General features: G+C 65.8%; 16 protein-coding genes. 4 read left to right on the forward strand and 12 right to left on the reverse strand.

All coding sequences use genetic code 11. The features are described from left to right. Positions 1 to 3 precede the first annotated feature (3 nt). The 3 genes from BG61_RS10515 to BG61_RS10525 all read right to left on the reverse strand — a co-directional run bounded on the left by BG61_RS10515 (position 4) and on the right by BG61_RS10525 (position 2,448). Positions 4 to 669: a MotA/TolQ/ExbB proton channel family protein gene (locus BG61_RS10515; protein WP_035927648.1), complete on the reverse strand. Its 666-nt coding sequence runs from the start codon at positions 667 to 669 to the stop codon at positions 4 to 6. A 20-nt stretch (positions 670 to 689) separates the two neighbouring features. Continuing rightward, a complete protein-coding gene (gene dapB, locus BG61_RS10520; RefSeq protein ID WP_035927645.1) occupies positions 690 to 1,487 on the reverse strand; it encodes a 4-hydroxy-tetrahydrodipicolinate reductase in 798 nt (265 codons plus the stop codon). Between the two features lie 115 nt (positions 1,488 to 1,602). Next, positions 1,603 to 2,448: an outer membrane protein assembly factor BamE gene (locus BG61_RS10525; protein WP_035927642.1), complete on the reverse strand. Its 846-nt coding sequence runs from the start codon at positions 2,446 to 2,448 to the stop codon at positions 1,603 to 1,605. Positions 2,449 to 2,603: 155 nt separating this feature from the next. On the opposite strand from BG61_RS10525, the gene fur reads away from it, so the two are divergent. Then, positions 2,604 to 3,032, forward strand: a complete 429-nt coding sequence (gene fur / locus BG61_RS10530; protein WP_035927640.1) for a ferric iron uptake transcriptional regulator — start codon at positions 2,604 to 2,606, stop codon at positions 3,030 to 3,032. 101 nt (positions 3,033 to 3,133) lie between these two features. On the opposite strand, the gene BG61_RS10535 is transcribed toward fur, so the two are convergent. From BG61_RS10535 to BG61_RS10545, 3 genes are read right to left on the reverse strand one after another with little or no spacing between them, the layout of a single operon-like run. Beyond that, positions 3,134 to 3,649, reverse strand: coding sequence for an ureidoglycolate lyase (locus BG61_RS10535; protein ID WP_035927637.1), 516 nt, complete (start codon positions 3,647 to 3,649; stop codon positions 3,134 to 3,136). A gap of 6 nt (positions 3,650 to 3,655) precedes the next feature. After that, complete coding sequence (gene alc, locus BG61_RS10540) at positions 3,656 to 4,666, reverse strand: allantoicase (RefSeq protein ID WP_035927635.1); 1,011 nt, start codon at positions 4,664 to 4,666, stop codon at positions 3,656 to 3,658. A 37-nt stretch (positions 4,667 to 4,703) separates the two neighbouring features. Next, positions 4,704 to 6,020 carry a C4-dicarboxylate transporter DctA gene (locus BG61_RS10545; RefSeq protein WP_035927979.1) on the reverse strand — a complete coding sequence of 439 codons (1,317 nt, stop codon included), beginning with the start codon at positions 6,018 to 6,020 and terminating at the stop codon, positions 4,704 to 4,706. Between the two features lie 237 nt (positions 6,021 to 6,257). On the opposite strand from BG61_RS10545, the gene BG61_RS10550 reads away from it, so the two are divergent. Beyond that, complete coding sequence (locus tag BG61_RS10550; RefSeq protein ID WP_035927632.1) at positions 6,258 to 6,953, forward strand: FadR/GntR family transcriptional regulator; 696 nt, start codon at positions 6,258 to 6,260, stop codon at positions 6,951 to 6,953. Positions 6,954 to 7,034: 81 nt separating this feature from the next. Here the strand turns inward: BG61_RS10550 and gap are convergent, their stop codons facing one another. Beyond that, the gene (gap, locus tag BG61_RS10555) at positions 7,035 to 8,045 is read right to left on the reverse strand and encodes a type I glyceraldehyde-3-phosphate dehydrogenase (protein ID WP_035927628.1); all 1,011 of its coding nucleotides are present in this window, start codon (positions 8,043 to 8,045) and stop codon (positions 7,035 to 7,037) included. A 65-nt stretch (positions 8,046 to 8,110) separates the two neighbouring features. After that, complete coding sequence (tkt, locus tag BG61_RS10560) at positions 8,111 to 10,165, reverse strand: transketolase (RefSeq protein ID WP_035927626.1); 2,055 nt, start codon at positions 10,163 to 10,165, stop codon at positions 8,111 to 8,113. 460 nt (positions 10,166 to 10,625) lie between these two features. Between tkt and BG61_RS10570 the strand changes: the two genes are divergently transcribed. Both BG61_RS10570 and BG61_RS10575 read left to right on the forward strand, forming a co-directional pair. Beyond that, positions 10,626 to 11,039 (forward strand): VOC family protein, encoded by a 414-nt coding sequence (locus tag BG61_RS10570; RefSeq protein ID WP_035927620.1) that lies wholly within the window; start codon positions 10,626 to 10,628, stop codon positions 11,037 to 11,039. 143 nt (positions 11,040 to 11,182) lie between these two features. Continuing rightward, entirely contained in the window at positions 11,183 to 11,920 is a 738-nt protein-coding gene (locus tag BG61_RS10575; RefSeq protein ID WP_035927618.1) for a 16S rRNA (uracil(1498)-N(3))-methyltransferase, read from the forward strand. A 164-nt stretch (positions 11,921 to 12,084) separates the two neighbouring features. On the opposite strand, the gene BG61_RS10580 is transcribed toward BG61_RS10575, so the two are convergent. The 4 genes from BG61_RS10580 to BG61_RS41825 all read right to left on the reverse strand — a co-directional run bounded on the left by BG61_RS10580 (position 12,085) and on the right by BG61_RS41825 (position 16,113). Beyond that, entirely contained in the window at positions 12,085 to 12,648 is a 564-nt protein-coding gene (locus tag BG61_RS10580) for a barstar family protein (protein ID WP_035927976.1), read from the reverse strand. A gap of 16 nt (positions 12,649 to 12,664) precedes the next feature. Next, positions 12,665 to 13,153 carry a ribonuclease gene (locus tag BG61_RS10585; RefSeq protein ID WP_035927615.1) on the reverse strand — a complete coding sequence of 163 codons (489 nt, stop codon included), beginning with the start codon at positions 13,151 to 13,153 and terminating at the stop codon, positions 12,665 to 12,667. A 448-nt stretch (positions 13,154 to 13,601) separates the two neighbouring features. After that, positions 13,602 to 15,941: an NADP-dependent malic enzyme gene (locus tag BG61_RS10590; protein WP_233469192.1), complete on the reverse strand. Its 2,340-nt coding sequence runs from the start codon at positions 15,939 to 15,941 to the stop codon at positions 13,602 to 13,604. Further along, complete coding sequence (locus tag BG61_RS41825) at positions 15,919 to 16,113, reverse strand: hypothetical protein (protein ID WP_035927610.1); 195 nt, start codon at positions 16,111 to 16,113, stop codon at positions 15,919 to 15,921. The genes BG61_RS10590 and BG61_RS41825 overlap by 23 nt, the downstream gene beginning before the upstream one ends. Positions 16,114 to 16,146: the final 33 nt, after the last annotated feature.

Here is a 16,146-nt window from a genome sequence, read left to right on the forward strand (position 1 = left end):
TGGTCACTCCCTCTCGCCGCACACGTACGCGTGCAGGTCGTGTGCGAAACCGTCGAGTTCCTCGGAGATCTGCCGCACGAGCCGGCCGAGCACGTTGTACGCGAGCACCGCCGGAATCGCCACGACGAGGCCGAACGCCGTCATGATGAGCGCCTCGCCGACCGGCCCCGCGACATTCTCGATCATCGCCTGGCCGCTCGCCGCGATGCTGACGAGCGCGTGGTAGATGCCCCAGACGGTTCCGAGCAGTCCGACGAAAGGCGCCGTGCTGCCGACCGACGCGAGCAGCACCTGGCCGAATTCGAGGCGCCGCTGCGAGCTGAGCAACGCCTGCCGCAGCGCCCGCAGGACCCGTTCGCTGCGCTCCACGCGCGCAAGCAGCGCGCCGGGCACGTCGGTCTCGGCGGCGCGCCACGCGGCTTCGGCAAGCGGCAGAAAGACGCGCTCGCGGTCCGCCGCCCGCAGGACGGCGATGCCGTCGGCGAGCGTCGCGGCCTGCCAGAAGCGCTGCAGCGCGCGCGGCCCCTGGCGCTTCGCGCGCGCGAGAATCCACGCCTTCACGACGAGAAAACACCAGCTCGCCACCGACATCGCGAGCAGCACCCCGGCGACGCCGTGGGTCACGCCGTCGCCGGATTGCAGGTAGTGGATTACGCCGGTGTCCGCCATGGCCAGTTTTTCGGGACGGCTCAGCGCAGGCCGAGCACGTCCTGCATGTCGAAGAAGCCCGTGTCGCGCTCGGCGAGGAAGCGCGCGGCGCGCAGCGCGCCCTGCGCGTACGAAAGGCGGCTCGCCGATTTATGCGTGATCTCGATGCGCTCGCCGATGCCCGCGAAGAGCACCGTGTGGTCGCCGACGATATCGCCGCCGCGGATGGCGGAAAAACCGATCGTCGACGGATCGCGCTCGCCCGTCACGCCTTCGCGCCCGTACACGGCGCAGTCCTTCAGGTCGCGGCCGAGCGCGTGGGCGACGACCTCGCCCATCGCGAGCGCGGTGCCCGACGGCGCGTCGACCTTGTGACGGTGATGCGCCTCGATGATTTCGATGTCGTAGCCCTCGGCGAGCTGCTTCGCCGCAAATTCGAGCAGCTTGAGGGTCACATTCACGCCGACGCTCATGTTCGGCGCGAACACGATGCCGATCTTCTCGCCCGCCGCGCGCAGCTGCGCCTTCTGGGCATCGTCGAAGCCGGTCGTGCCGATGATCATCTTCACGCCGTGGCGCACGGCCGCTTCCAGGTACTCGAGCGTGCCCGCGGGCCGCGTGAAGTCGATCAGGAACTCGGCGTCGGCGAACACGCGCTCGACGTCGTCGGTCAGCGCGACGCCCGTCGCGCGGCCGAGGAACGCGCCCGCGTCCTGGCCGAGCTGCGGCGAGCCGGGGCGGTCGAGCGCGCCGGCGAGCGTGGCGTTCGCATCGTCGAGAACGGTTTCGATCAGCATCCGGCCCATGCGGCCGGATGCGCCAGCGATGGCGATTTTCATGGCTGTCTCACGTGATGGCGTGTGATGGCGTGGATCGGAACGGCACGCGCGCACGGCGCGCCCTTCCACGGAGAGGGACAGCAGGACACCCCTGCCCGTTCCCGATTGAATTGCTTCAGTTGCTCGGATTGCCTTGCGACGGCAGGTAGAACTGCGTCTGGCCGGCCGCATTGGCGGGTGCCGGCGCCGGCGACGTGCTGCCCGGCCCGACCGCGCTGCTGTCCGGAATGTTGATCTGCTGCGGCTGACGCTTCAGCTGGATCTGCGAATTGCCGGGGCTCGCGATGCCCGGCGCCTGACCCGCCGTTTGCGGCACATGCACGCGCGAGGACGACTGAACCCGGCCGGTGGGCGACTGCACGGCCGTGGTCGCGCGATTGGCGGCCTGCGCGGCCTGCTGGTTCGCGTCGCCCGCGAACGCGGCCGAGGTGTCCGGATCGATGGACGGCTCGGCGGGCGGAGCCGTGACCGCCGCGGTCGCGCCAGACGCGGCCGGCGCGCCCGACGCCGCGGTCGCCGCAGACGCCGTGACGACCGCCGGCGCGGCCGTCGCCGCTGCGAGCTTGCGGCCCTTGTCGCCGTCGATTTCGGCGAGCAGTTCCAGGTTCGACGGCAGGTTTTCGCCGCCCGCCCAACTGGTCACGCGGTCGCCCGCGAAGTGAACGACGAAGTCACGCTGCTGGACCACCGACGTCGAGCCGCGCTTGAAATAGAACACGTAATCCCAGCGGTCGGCGTGGAACATGTCCGTGAGGAGCGGCGTGCCGAGCAGCGCCTTCACCTGGTCCCGCGACATGCCGATCTGCATCTGGCTCGCGGCTTCCTGCGACACGAAATTGCCCTGCACGACGGTGATCCGGTACGGCGTGATGCTCTGCGCGATACGCTGCGTGACGCTGTCGTAGGCCGTGCAGCCGGCGAGTGCGGCGGCCAGTGCGGCAGCGATCAAGGTTCCCCGCATACGACGGCTCTCCCGGCGATTCAATAAAGATTTTGGAAACATTTCACCCTTCACGCGAGGCGTTTTCAGGCCGCGCTATTTCGTTCGAAGATGACCGGAACGGTAAAAACGCATTACTATGAGAACCTTGAATTGTACTCTAGGGATGCCTAGCCATGACCAATCCCTCCGATCTCAAAAATATCGGGCTCAAGGCGACCCTGCCGCGCCTCAAGATTCTGGAGATCTTTCAGCACAGCCCCGTGCGCCACCTGACGGCCGAAGACGTGTACCGGAACCTGCTTCACGAAGAGCTGGATATCGGTCTCGCGACTGTGTATCGGGTGCTGACGCAATTCGAGCAGGCCGGTTTGCTGACGCGCAGCAATTTCGAATCCGGCAAGGCTGTTTTCGAACTGAACGAGGGGACGCATCACGACCATCTGGTGTGCCTCGACTGCGGCCGTGTGGAAGAGTTCTTCGACGGTGAAATCGAGAGCCGCCAGCAGGCGATCGCGAAGGAACGCGGCTTCAAGCTGCACGAGCATGCGCTCGCGCTGTATGGCGCGTGCACGAAGGAAAACTGCCCGCATCGCAAGCACTGACATCCGCCGACGCCCGCTGACACCACCTGACACGCGGTCGCGGCGCGACAAAAAAAGAAACCGCCGCCCATCGGCTCGATGGGCGGCGGTTTTTTCATGCTTCATGCGACCTGCTTGTCCGCGCAGGCGCCGCTGAGCACGTAGCGCTCGGGCAGGTCGATTTCGTCGCAGTTCGGCTCGCTGCCGCCCCGGTCGACGACGATGAAATCGCCCTCGCGCTCCAGCACGATCAGCGGATGATGCCAGACGCCGCGCGCGTAGTTGACGCCCTGCCAGCCGCGCGTGTGAAACGCGCGCAGCCCCGCCGGATCGAACTCGCCCGCCGGCGCCACCACGATCAGGCATTTCACGCCGCCAAGCGGCAGGAACGCCTGGCTGCCGAGCGGATGCCGCTCCATCATCGAAATTTCGACCGGCTGCACCCGCGGCTGCCCGCGAAACACGTTGATGAGCGGGCGGCCGCCGCCGTCGCGGCCCACATCGACGCGGGCCAGATCGTGGAAGCGCTCGGTCGTGCCGCCATTGATCGGGAAATGGCGGGCGCCGTCCAGTTCGATGACGTCGCCGAACGGCGCGAACGCCTCGCGCGTCAGGAGTTCCAGCGTGAGCGATTTCATGGCGTCTTACTCGATGTCGCCGAAGATGCGCAGCCGCGACACGCCGCCATCCGGGAAGATGTTGAAACGCACGTGCGTCACGGGGCCGAGCGCCGCGACTTCCTGCTCGAAGCGATGCACGTTGTCCATCGCCAGCTTCTGCTCGGGCAGGAGCACGGGCCAGAACATCGCCTGCGTGACAAGCGACTCGTCGGTGCCGCCCGCGACGCGGGCCGCCTGCAGGGAGCAGCGGTCGGGGAAATTGCCCTTGAAATGCGCCGTGTCGACTTCGATCGCGCGGATCACGCCCGGGTGCGCCAGCGCGACGATCGCCCAGTCGTTGCCCGGCTCGCGGCGGCGGCGCGTCTCCCAGCCGTCGCCCATGTTCACGCCGCGCCCCGGCATCAGCATTTGCGAGGCCGGCCCAAAGTGCTGGTTGTTCGCCGCGACCAGGTACGCGCCGTTTTCAATCGCGGCGAGGTCGTGCAGCGTGCCGCGCGCGACACGCGACCAGTCGGCCTTCGGCTGGCCGTACACGCGCAGCCGCGCGATGCCGCCGTCCGGGTAGATGTTCACGCGCAGGTGCGTGTACGCGCGCGCGTCGGCGATGTCGAGATAGTGGTGGCGGTTGCCCTGCAGCGTCGTCGCGGGCACGATCTCGCGCCAGTCGCCGTCTTCCTGCGGGTTCGGGCTGTCGCTCGTGCACGCCTCGATCGATGCGGCCGGCGGGAAGTTGCCGGTGAAGTGGCTCGTATCGATGTCGATGCCGTGAATCGTGCCCGGCCGCGCCAGCTTCACGATGCAGAAGTCGTGGCCCGTCGTGCGCTTGCGGCGCGTCTCCCAGCCGTCCATCCACTTGCCGTGGTCGTCGTATTTGCTGGGGATGAACACCGCCGGCTGCGGATCGAGCATGCGCTCCTTCGGCGCGAAGAATTCGTCGCTCGCGAAGAGTGCCGCAGCGCCCAGCCGCGGATCGGCGAGATTCATGTAGCGGCGCGTGAAGGCGGGAGCGTCGGCGTCGAGGATCGGGTTTGCCATGATGGTCGGTTCCTTGAAATCGGTTGAGTGGTGAGGGTTACGCCGCGTGCGCGGTTTCGTGGGTGCCCGCGTTTTTCGGCGCCGGCACGAAGAGGAAGTCGGCGTCCTGATCGAGCACGCGCTTGGCGCGAGCCCGGTCGATATCCTTTTCCCAGACAGCCACGACGACCGTCGCGACGCAGTTGCCGATCAGGTTGGTCACGGCACGCGCGATGCCGACAAACCAGTCGACCGGAAGGATCAGCACGAGGCCGAGCACGGGGATGGCGGGAATCGCGGAGAGCGTCGCGGCGAGAATCACGATCGCGGAGCCCGGGATGCCGTGCGCGCCCTTCGAGGTCACGAGCGACACGAGCACGACGACGATCAGGTCGTGGATCGAGAGCGGCGTGTTGGTCGCCTGGGCGATGAAGATGACCGCGAGCGTGAGATAGATCGAAAAGCCGTCGAGGTTGAACGAGTAGCCGGTCGGGATCACGAGCCCGACGGTGGAATCCTTCACGCCCATCCATTCGAGCTTGCGCATGATCTGCGGCAGCACCGCATCCGACGAAGCCGTGCCGAGCACGATCGACAATTCTTCGCGCAGGTAGCGCACGAGCTTGAAGATGGAAAAGCCCGCCAGCCGCATCACGATGCCGAGCACGACGAATACGAACAGGAAGCAGCTCGCGTAGAACACCACGACGAGCATGCCGAGCTGCTTCAGCGAATCGACCCCGTACTTGCCGGTCGTGAACGCGATCGCGCCGAGCACGCCGAGCGGCGCGAGCTTGATGATGAACCCCATGATGCGGAAAAACACATGCGACAGTTCCTCGATCACCCCCGACACGACGCGTCCCTTCGCACCGAGCAGCGAGAGCGCCGCGCCGAACAGCACGGAAAACACGAGCACTTGCAGGATGTCGCCCTTCGCGAAGGCGTCGATCGCGGTATCGGGGATGATCTTCAGCAGGAAGCCGGCCGTGTCTTTCAGGCCCTTCGCGTGTTCCGTGTAGGTGGTGAGCGAGGCGGCATCGAGCGAATGCAGGTCGACGTTCATGCCCGCGCCGGGACGCGTGAACCAGGCGAGTAGCGCGCCGATCACCAGCGCGAGCGTCGTCATGATTTCGAAGTAGATCACCGCCTTCAGGCCGACGCGCCCGACTTTCTTCAGATCGCCCGCGCTCGCCATCCCGCTCACGACGACGCAGAACACGATCGGCCCTATCACCATCTTGATGAGCTTGAGGAAGCCGTCGCCGAGCGGCCTGAGCGACTGGCCGAAATGCGGAAACAGCGCCCCCACCACGACACCCACGACCAGCGCAATCATTACCCTGCCAAACAGCGAATTCAGGAATCTCAACACGACCGTTCTCCTCGTCGTCAACTCTCTCTATCGGGACTATCCGGCAACTGTTCCGACTGGTCGGACCAGTGCTGTGATGAGGAATAGTAGGAAACCGATATAGTCCAGTCAAGGACGGCGCGGTACCGGTTTACCCGCGTTATCAACGAACTGCGACGATAGCTGGCAAAGAGTGCAAGACGCCGTGCGAAGCTGCGCCTACAATGGCGGTCAGACCGGGCTAACTTGATTCGTCTTATGAAAAGCGTTCCGCACACCGTCACCGATGCCGCCATCGCGACCATTCGCGAACGGATCGAATCCAGCGTCTATCCGGTGGGGAGCCTGCTTCCGGCGCAGCGGCAGCTTTCAGAGGAACTCGCGATCAGCCGGGCGTCGCTGCGCGAGGCGCTGTCGACGCTCGAAGCGCTCGGCATGCTGCATATCCGGCCGGGCAAGGGGGTCTACGTGAGCAGCGCGCAGGCGACCAGTTCGCACGCGTGGCGCTTCGCCGACCAGGCATCGCTGCCCGACACCTATCAGATGCGCTTCGCGCTGGAGGGCTTCGTCGCGCGGCTGGCGGCGCATTCGATCGGCGACATCGACATCGCCTGGCTGCAGGACAACCTCGACTCGCTGCAGGGTGCGCTCACCGCGTCGGAACTGGAGGAGGCAGCGCAGCTCGACTTCGCGTTCCACATGCGCATCGTGAGTCTCGCCGGGAACGCGGCCATCGAATCGATCCTGCGCGGCAGCGCCGACATCATGAAGGAAAGCCAGCGGCTGCCGTTCTACCGGCGCGAACTCGTGCTGTCGACGTATCACGAGCACGCGGCGATCGTCGAAGCGCTCAAGGCGCGCGACAGCGAGCACGCGGGGCGCGCGATCGAGACGCATATCGTGAATGCGGCGCAGCGCGCGGGCGTGCATTTTCCGGTGCCGCTGAAGGCCTGACGAAAGCATCAGACGAAAAAAAGCCGCTCCGAGGAGCGGCTTTTTAGTCTGCGCGTGTCGAGCGGCAGAGCGCTCGCCGATTTACTTCGCGTTCGCGAGCGCCACAGCCGTGTCCAGCATGCGGTTCGAGAAGCCCCACTCGTTGTCGTACCAGCTCGACACCTTCACCAGCCGGCCCGACACTTTGGTCAGCGTCGCGTCGAAGGTCGACGACGCCGGGTTGTGGTTAAAGTCGATCGACACGAGCGGCGCGTCGTTGTAGCCGAGGATGCCCTTCAACGCCCCTTCCGACGCTTCCTTCATGATCTTGTTGACTTCGTCGACCGTCGTGTCGCGCGCGGCGATGAACGACAGGTCGACCACCGACACGTTGATCGTCGGAACGCGGATCGCGTAGCCGTCGAGCTTGCCGTTCAGTTCCGGCAGCACGAGGCCCACCGCCGATGCGGCACCCGTCTTCGTCGGGATCTGGCTGTGCGTGGCCGAGCGCGCGCGGCGCAGGTCTTCGTGATACACGTCGGTCAGGACCTGGTCGTTCGTGTACGCGTGGATGGTCGTCATCAGGCCGTTCACGAGGCCGATCTTGTCGTTGAGCGGCTTGACGAGCGGCGCGAGGCAGTTCGTCGTGCACGATGCGTTCGAGATGACCGTATCCGACGCCTTCAGCACGTTGTGGTTCACGCCGTAGACGATGGTCGCGTCGACGTCCTTGCCGCCCGGCGCCGAGATGATCACCTTCTTCGCGCCGCCCTTGATGTGCGCGCTCGCCTTTTCCTTCGTCGTGAAAAAGCCGGTGCACTCCATCACCACGTCGACGTTCAACTCGCCCCACGGCAGTTCCGCCGGGTTGCGGTTGGCGAGCACGCGGATCTTGTCGCCGTTCACGACGAGGTAGTCGCCGTCCACTTTCACATCGCCCGGGAACTTGCCGTGCGCCGTGTCGTATTGCGTCAGGTGCGCGTTCGTCTTGGCGTCGCCGAGATCGTTGATCGCGACGATCTCGATGTCATGCTTCTTGCCGTTTTCATAGAGGGCGCGCAGCGTGTTGCGGCCGATCCGGCCGTAGCCGTTGATTGCAACGCGAATCGTCATGGTCTATCTCCTGATGGCTGAAAAAATACTTCCAGTTCGCGGGGCGCCTGGGGCTTCGGTTGAACTCAGACGCCGGCGAGCGCGGCCCGGGCCGTCTCGACGACGCGCTCGACGGTAAAGCCGAAATGCTTGAAGAGCGCGCCGGCCGGTGCGGATTCGCCGAACGAATCGATGCCGACCACGCCGCCTTCCAGACCTACATACTTGCGCCAGAAATCCGTCACGCCGGCTTCGATCGCCACGCGCACGACGCCCTTCGGCAGCACGCGCTCACGGTACTCGGCGTCCTGCCTGTCGAAAACATTGGTCGACGGCATCGACACGACGCGCGCGCCGATGCCTTCCTGCGCGAGCTTCTCGACGGCTTCCATGGCCAGTTGCACTTCCGAACCCGTCGCAATCAGGATGATCTTGCGCGCGGGGATGTCGTCGTTCCAGTCGCGCAGCACGTAGCCGCCCTTCGCGATGTTCGCGATCTGCACGTCGTTGCGCGGCGAGAACTGCAGGTTCTGGCGGCTGAAGATCAGCGTCGACGGACCCTGATGCCCGATCGCCTCGGTCCAGGCCACGGCCGTCTCGACCGTGTCGGCGGGACGCCACGTCGTGAGTTGCGGGATCAGGCGCAGGCTCGACACGTGCTCGATGGACTGGTGCGTCGGGCCGTCTTCGCCGAGACCGATCGAGTCGTGCGTAAACACGAAGATCGAGCGCGACTTCATCAGCGCGGCGACGCGCAGCGCGTTGCGGCTGTAGTCCGAGAACGTGAGGAACGTGCCGCCGAACGGACGGTAGCCGCCGTGCAGCGCCATGCCGTTGATGGCCGCGCTCATGCCGAATTCGCGCACGCCGTAGTTGATGTGATTGCCCCACTGGATGCCCTTCGCGTCCGGGTTGGCGTTTTCCGCGTCGCCGGCTGCGCGCACGGGCCTGGACGCCTTCCAGTTCGTGAGGTTCGAGCCCGTCAGGTCGGCGGAACCGCCGAGCAGTTCCGGCAGCGCGGCAGCGAGCCCTTCGAGGGCCTGCTGCGACGCCTTGCGCGTGGCAACCGTTTCGGCCCGCTCGTTCGCGCCTTCGATGATCTTCTTCACGTCCGCCGCCCAGCTCGCCGGCAGATCGCCGTTCATGCGGCGCGTGAATTCGGCGGCCTCTCCCGGATGCTTCGCGCGGTAGGCGTCGAACGCCTTGTTCCACTGCGCTTCCAGGTGCGCGCCCTGCTCCTTCGCGTCCCACGCCGCATAGACTTCCTGCGGGATCACGAACGGCTCGTACGGCCAGCCGATCGCGGCGCGCGTGTCGGCGATTTCCTTCGGTCCGAGCGGCGCACCGTGCGCGTCGTGGCCGCCCGCCTTCGTCGGCGCGCCCTTGCCGATCACCGTGCGGCAGCAGATCAGCGTCGGCTTGTCCGACTTCTTCGCTTGCGCGATGGCCGCGTCGACCGCGTCGACGTCATGGCCGTCCACCGCGCGGATCACGTTCCAGCCGTAGGCCTCGAAGCGCTTCGGCGTGTCGTCGTGGAACCAGTGCTCGACGTGGCCGTCGATCGAGATGCCGTTGTCGTCGTAGAGCGCGATCAGCTTGTTCAGCCCGAGCGTGCCCGCGAACGAGCACGCCTCGTGCGAAATGCCTTCCATCAGGCAGCCATCGCCGAGAAACACGTATGTATGGTGATCGACGATCGATGCGCCGTCCTTGTTGAACTCGGCGGCGAGCAGCGCCTCGGCGAGCGCCATGCCGACCGCGTTCGCGAGACCCTGGCCGAGCGGCCCGGTGGTCGTCTCGACGCCCGCCGTCATGCCCACTTCCGGATGGCCCGGCGTCTTCGAGTGCAACTGGCGGAAGTTCTTCAGCTCCGACATCGGCAGATCGTAGCCGGTCAGGTGCAGCAGCGAATACAGCAGCATCGAGCCGTGCCCGTTCGACAGCACGAAGCGGTCGCGGTCGGCCCAGTGCGGGTTCTTCGGGTTGTGCTTCAGGTGGCGCGACCAGAGCGCGACGCCGATTTCCGCCATGCCCATCGGCATGCCCGGATGGCCGGAATTGGCTTGTTGAACGGCATCCATCGACAGCGCGCGAATCGCGTTGGCCATCAGGGCGGTTTGGCTGGAGGTCGGGGTCGTCATGTCGGGTTCGGTAAGTCCTGAAATGATCCTTGGGTGTTTCTGGATGACGCCGGGCGGCCGCGAAACCACGTGTTCAGGACCCGGAACGACGAGAAACGAGGAGGATCGGGGGACCGTCATTCTAACAGACAGGCCTGATTGACATTACGCGAATGGCGTCTTCTGCCGGTACATCGGCGGACCGCCCGCGCGTCGCCGCACACGCGCCGTGCCGTGGACAGCGGGCACGGTCCCTGCATCGTGGCACGCGTGCGTGAACGTCTGCCGCGGCGGCGTATCGAAGGGGTGAAACGGCGCGCGCCGGGCGCTTTCCCCCATGTTTGCGCGTGATTGCGGGCGGACAGCGTCCGCCCGCCGGCGCGTGCGGAGCATGCCGGCGAGCGCCGCGTGGACGGCGTTTTCCGTCGAAACGTCATGGCACAATGCATGCTCCCCGCTCTGGCTCCAAGGAGTATTCCCGATGACCGATCCTCGCCCGGCCGACGTGCCCTGGTTGACGCCCTACCTGACCGTGCGCGACGCGCGCGTCGCCACCGGCTTCTACGAGCAGGCGCTGGGGTTCGTCGTGCGGGACAGTGTCCACGACGACGGCGCGATCATCCACGTCGAAATGACCTATCGCGGACAATTGATCCTGATGTTCGCGCCCGAGGGCGCCTACGGTTCGCAGGCGCGTACGCCGAAGAGTTCGGGCATGATGGCGCCGCAGTCGTTCTATTTGTATGTCGACGACGTGGACGCGACCTATGCCCGCGCGCTCGCCGTCGGCGCGAAGCCGCTGATCGAGCCGCAGGACCAGTTCTGGGGCGACCGCTTCGCGCAGTTCGAGGACCCGGACGGCTATCGCTGGGCGATCGCGCGGCACCTGAACTAGACCGGTGCCGGCGGCGCAACGCTGCGATGTTTCGCCGCACCCGCAACGCGCAATGTGCACTGCGCATTGCGCACTCAACCCTTTCACGCCCGCCTTGCCATTGGCCGGCGCGCACCCCGAGCCGGCCGCCGGCGATCCATGACATGCCACGCTTCTTTGTCGACGGCCCGCTCGCCGCGGGCGACACCCTTCCCCTTCCCGACGACGTCGTGCGACACGTCCACGTCCTGCGCCTGCAAGCGGGCGAGCCCGTCACGCTTTTCAACGGCGCGGGCGGCGAGTATCGCGCCGAGCTGACGGATATCGCGAAACGCACGGTGCTCGCGCGGATCGGCGAGCATATCGACCGCGAAGCCGAGCCGCCGTACCGGGTGACGCTTGCGCAAGGCATCGCGGGCGGCGACAAGATGGACTGGCTGATCGAGAAGTCCGTCGAACTGGGCGTGGCGGCGGTGGCGCCGCTGACGGCGGAACGCGGCGTCGTGCGTCTCGCGGGCGAGCGCGCGCAAAAGCGGCAGGCGCACTGGCAGGCGCTCGTGCGCGCGGCGTGCGAGCAGTGCGGCCGCAACCGGATTCCGGATGTCGCGCCGCCTCGCGACCTGCACGCGTGGCTCGATCAGTTGCCGGCTGCCGTCGACGGCGAACTGCGCCTGCTCCTTTCGCCGCGTGCCGACGTGGATTTCGCGTCGCTGCCGGCGGCCGCGCCCGCCGCGCCGGTGACGCTGCTGATCGGCCCCGAAGGTGGGTGTTCGGCGGCGGAGGAAGCGGCGATCGTCGGTGCGGGTTTCGCGGCGCTCTCGCTCGGGCCGCGCATCCTGCGCACGGAGACGGCGGGGATCGCGGTGCTGGCGGCGTTTGCGGCGCGGTGGGGCGGGTGGTGAGTTCGGGCGTCGCCGGCGAAATGCGCAGCTAGCGCAGGCAGGCGTCCGGCGGCACGGCCAGACGGGCAAGACGGCGACGGAGACGGTCAACAAAAAAGCCGGTCATCGAATCGATGACCGGCTTTCTGCTGAAGCGAACGACATCCGCCCGTCAGGCAGACAACTCAGGCGAACGAGTAGAACACCCGGAACGCCACGCGCCGCTCGGCCCAGAATTCGGCGGCTTCGCGGAACACGTCGAGCAGCGTCTCGCGCCCTTCCTTGTCGAACTTCTGCGCGATCGGCAGCGCTTCGAGCACGATCACGAAGCCCGGCTGCGAACCTGCCTTCTGCACGAGATCGGTCAGGCAATCGTAGAGCGCGTCGTAATTCTTGCCGAAATGCTTGGGAAACAGGAACGAAGTCGCAATGGTTTCGAGCACTTCCTGCTTGCTCTGCGCCTGCCCGCAATAGGCATACAGAAAGTGCTGGCCGAGCCGGTTCGCCTCGTCGGCCAGTTCCTGCACGCGAAACGCGCGTATCGACTGCACGATGTTCGATCGCACCGTCCTGAAAAGACTCATAGACCCCTCGTCCAATGGAGACAGCGCCGGGTTCGGTTCGTCGTCGGGTCTGTTGTCGTGTTCAGTCGTGCGCAGCCGCAGTACTCGCTGGAACAGGTTGCCATCGCCGGTGGCGAAAAGATCACCCGCCGCACCGTTGCCGTGCGCGTAGATGTTGTCGCTCATTCCGTTCATCCCGAAGTTATCCCGCAATGCGTTTAAAACTGGCGTAATGATCGCCGGAGTAATAACAGTCATCGATCTGCCGCCGGGGTCCACCACACACGATCCGGCGTGCGCCGCGGTTGCGGGCTCGCGGCGTGGGGACGGTGTATTCGTGGTAGTAGCCGCGCGGGTGCGGCGGAAGCAAACGCTCGCGGTTGCCGAATACGACGCCGTCTTTCTCGAACGGGAACGGACCGCCTGCCTCGATCCGCTGCAGCGTCTCGACGGCCTGTTTCGGCAACTGCGAGCGGGTGACGGTTCCGAGACCGTCCGCTTCGCCCTGCCTGGCCTCCTGCGTACGCGGCGCAACCGAGGCGTCCGGCTGGATCGAAAGCGCCTGGACCCCGGCCGCGGCACTCGCAGCGGCCGCCGGCTCAAGCGTCTCGCGGCCGTGTTCGCCTTTCCCACAGCCGCCCAGAGCCACGCAAAGCGCGATGAGGCAGTGAAGAAACCACGTGCGCTTCACGAAGCAATGTCCCCGCGAAAAACCAAGAATTCGACGCCCATGAAAGACGTAAGGGTATCGCTAATGCCCCCCGGAATCAACGCTCGGCCGGGAAATGGAAGCGCTCCGGCCCCTGGAGCCTTGCGTCGCGGGCGATCGGCAAACTTGTCCGAAACTCTTTTTTAGCCCGAATCTGAGAGATTTTTATCTCACTCACGATAATAATTCGACCCAGGCAAGGCTCAGAAGCCCGAAGCAGGCATCGCCTCTCTTGCGGACGGTTTCGCGGCGATCGCCGTCGCCATTGCTGTTTGGAGGAGACGCAAATCCCCTTGCATGCCTCGGGCGTGCCGGATGTCCGGCACGCTTTTTTTTTCGTTCTGGGGATCGAGGCCAGAGATCGGGGAAATGCCGCGACGGCGCGCGCCGCCGCGGATTGGCCGGCCGGGCTCGTCGCGAGCCCGCCGGATCAGCGCGTGGCGTAGGCGTCCGCCACCAGCAGCGCCGTCATGTTGACGATGCGCCGCACCGTCGCCGACGCGGTGAGCACATGCACCGGCTTCGCCGCGCCGAGCAGGATCGGCCCGATCGCGATGTTGTTGCCCGCCGCCACCTTCAGCAGGTTGTACGAGATGTTCGCCGCATCGATGTTCGGCAGGATCAGCAGGTTCGCGTCGCCTTCGAGCGTCGACTCGGGAATGATGTCCTTGCGCAGGTTCGAGTCGAGCGCCACGTCGCCGTGCATTTCGCCGTCCACTTCCAGCTCCGGCGCGCGTTCCTTCAGAATGGCGAGCACGTCGCGCATCTTCTGCGCGGTCGGCGCGTTGCTCGTGCCGAAGTTCGAATGCGACAGGAGCGCGATCTTCGGCGCGATGCCGAAGCGGCGCACTTCCTCGGCGGCCATGATCGTGATTTCTGCGAGTTGCTCGGGCGTCGGATCGACGTTCACGTGCGTATCGACGAGGAAAATCTGCCGGCCCGGCAGAATCAGCGCGTTCATCGCGGCGTACACCGTCGCGCCTTCCTTCTTGCCGAGCACCTGGTCGATGAAATGCAGATGCCGATGCGTCGTGCTGATCGTGCCGCAGATCATGCCGTCGGCTTCGCCCTTCTTGACCAGCATCGCGCCGATCAGCGTGGTGCGGCGGCGCATTTCCAGCTTCGCCATCTGCGCGCTGATACCCTTTCGCGCCATCATCGAGTGATAGGTCTGCCAGAAGTCGCGATAGCGCTCGTCGTGATCGGTGTCGACCACGCTGAAATCCGCGCCCGGCGTGAGCCGCAGGCCGAATTTCTGAATGCGCTGCTCGATGACGGCCGGCCGGCCGATCAGGATCGGCCTCGCGATCTTCTCGTCCACGGCAATCTGCACCGCGCGCAGCACGCGCTCTTCCTCGCCCTCCGCGAACACGATGCGCTTCTTCTCCGGCTCCACGCTGCGCGCGAGCTGGAACACCGGCTTCATCGTCGTGCCGCTGTGGTAGACGAACTGTTGCAGATGCTGCTCGTAGGCGTCCATGTCCTCGATCGGACGCGTGGCCACGCCCGAATCCATCGCCGCACGGGCGACGGCCGGCGCGATCTTCACGATCAGGCGCGGATCGAAGGGCTTCGGAATCAGGTACTCCGGACCGAACGACAGATCCTGGATGCCGTAAGCCGTCGCGACGATATCGCTCTGCTCCTGGCGTGCCAGTTCCGCGATCGCGTTCACCGCCGCGATTTCCATCTCGCGCGTGACGGTGGTCGCGCCCGCGTCGAGCGCGCCACGGAAGATGAACGGGAAGCAGAGGACGTTGTTGACCTGGTTCGGGTAATCCGTGCGGCCGGTGGCGAGCACGGCGTCGGGACGCACCTGCAGCGCGACTTCCGGCAGGATTTCGGGCGTCGGGTTGGCGAGCGCGAGAATCAGCGGCTTGTCCGCCATGCCCTTCACCATTTCCGGCTTCAGCACGCCGCCGGCCGACAGGCCGAGGAACACGTCGGCGCCGTCGATCACCTCCACGAGCGTGCGCGCGCTGGTTTCGCGGGCGAAGCGCTCCTTGTCCGGGTCCATCAGCTCGACGCGGCCCTTGTAGACGACGCCCGCCAGATCCGTCACATAAATGTTCTCGAGCTTCATGCCGAGATCGACGAGCAGGTCCAGGCACGCGAGCGCCGCAGCACCCGCGCCGGACGCGACGAGCTTCACCTCGCCGATGTGCTTGCCGACCACCTTCAGCCCGTTGGTGATCGCCGCCGCGACGACGATGGCGGTGCCGTGCTGGTCGTCGTGGAAGACCGGGATCTTCATGCGCTTCCTGCATTCCCGCTCGACGATGAAGCAGTCCGGCGCCTTGATGTCTTCCAGATTGATGCCGCCGAAGGTGGGTTCGAGCGCGGCGATCACGTCGACGAGCTTGTGCGGGTCCATCTCGTTCAGCTCGATGTCGAACACGTCGATGCCGGCGAACTTCTTGAAGAGCACCGCCTTGCCTTCCATCACCGGCTTCGACGCGAGCGGCCCGATGTTGCCGAGCCCGAGCACCGCCGTGCCGTTCGTGACCACGCCGACCAGGTTGCTGCGCGCGGTGAAGCGCGCGGCGTTCAGCGGATCTTCGACAATCGCTTCGCACGCGAACGCGACGCCCGGCGAATACGCCAGCGCGAGGTCGCGCTGGTTGATCATCTGCTTGGTCGGCGCGATGGCGATCTTGCCGGGGGTCGGGAATTCGTGGTAATCGAGCGCAGCTTCGCGCAATTTGGTATTGGCGGGTGTCGTCATGAGGCGGGCTAGCAGTGCGAGATTAGAATAGAAGTTCGAACGCATTGTAGCGCCATTCCCGCGCCAACTCGGGTTGCAATCCATGCAATTCGGGTGCAACTGTCGCGACTTGATCTGGCTGAAAGCGTAGTGCCGACAAGGCTCCGGCGGTGTCAATTGCGTTCAACGAGATGCAACGCGCAGGGATCGTCTGCATTTTTTGCGCGCCGATGTCCATTCCAAGATTCCTAATTCGCCTTTCCGGGCTCAC

Source organism: Caballeronia glathei, from assembly GCF_000698595.1.
Taxonomy (GTDB): domain Bacteria; phylum Pseudomonadota; class Gammaproteobacteria; order Burkholderiales; family Burkholderiaceae; genus Caballeronia; species Caballeronia glathei.

Excerpts from the sequence above, each read along its gene's own strand:
- BG61_RS10515 (WP_035927648.1), bottom strand. The coding sequence starts at position 669 with ATGGCGGACACCGGCGTAATCCACTACCTGCAATCCGGCGACGGCGTG.
- dapB (WP_035927645.1), bottom strand. The coding sequence starts at position 1,487 with ATGAAAATCGCCATCGCTGGCGCATCCGGCCGCATGGGCCGGATGCTG.
- BG61_RS10525 (WP_035927642.1), bottom strand. The coding sequence starts at position 2,448 with ATGCGGGGAACCTTGATCGCTGCCGCACTGGCCGCCGCACTCGCCGGC.
- fur (WP_035927640.1), top strand. The coding sequence starts at position 2,604 with ATGACCAATCCCTCCGATCTCAAAAATATCGGGCTCAAGGCGACCCTG.
- BG61_RS10535 (WP_035927637.1), bottom strand. The coding sequence starts at position 3,649 with ATGAAATCGCTCACGCTGGAACTCCTGACGCGCGAGGCGTTCGCGCCG.
- alc (WP_035927635.1), bottom strand. The coding sequence starts at position 4,666 with ATGGCAAACCCGATCCTCGACGCCGACGCTCCCGCCTTCACGCGCCGC.
- BG61_RS10550 (WP_035927632.1), top strand. The coding sequence starts at position 6,258 with ATGAAAAGCGTTCCGCACACCGTCACCGATGCCGCCATCGCGACCATT.
- gap (WP_035927628.1), bottom strand. The coding sequence starts at position 8,045 with ATGACGATTCGCGTTGCAATCAACGGCTACGGCCGGATCGGCCGCAAC.
- tkt (WP_035927626.1), bottom strand. The coding sequence starts at position 10,165 with ATGACGACCCCGACCTCCAGCCAAACCGCCCTGATGGCCAACGCGATT.
- BG61_RS10570 (WP_035927620.1), top strand. The coding sequence starts at position 10,626 with ATGACCGATCCTCGCCCGGCCGACGTGCCCTGGTTGACGCCCTACCTG.
- BG61_RS10575 (WP_035927618.1), top strand. The coding sequence starts at position 11,183 with ATGCCACGCTTCTTTGTCGACGGCCCGCTCGCCGCGGGCGACACCCTT.
- BG61_RS10580 (WP_035927976.1), bottom strand. The coding sequence starts at position 12,648 with ATGAGCGACAACATCTACGCGCACGGCAACGGTGCGGCGGGTGATCTT.
- BG61_RS10590 (WP_233469192.1), bottom strand. The coding sequence starts at position 15,941 with ATGCGTTCGAACTTCTATTCTAATCTCGCACTGCTAGCCCGCCTCATG.
- BG61_RS41825 (WP_035927610.1), bottom strand. The coding sequence starts at position 16,113 with ATGGACATCGGCGCGCAAAAAATGCAGACGATCCCTGCGCGTTGCATC.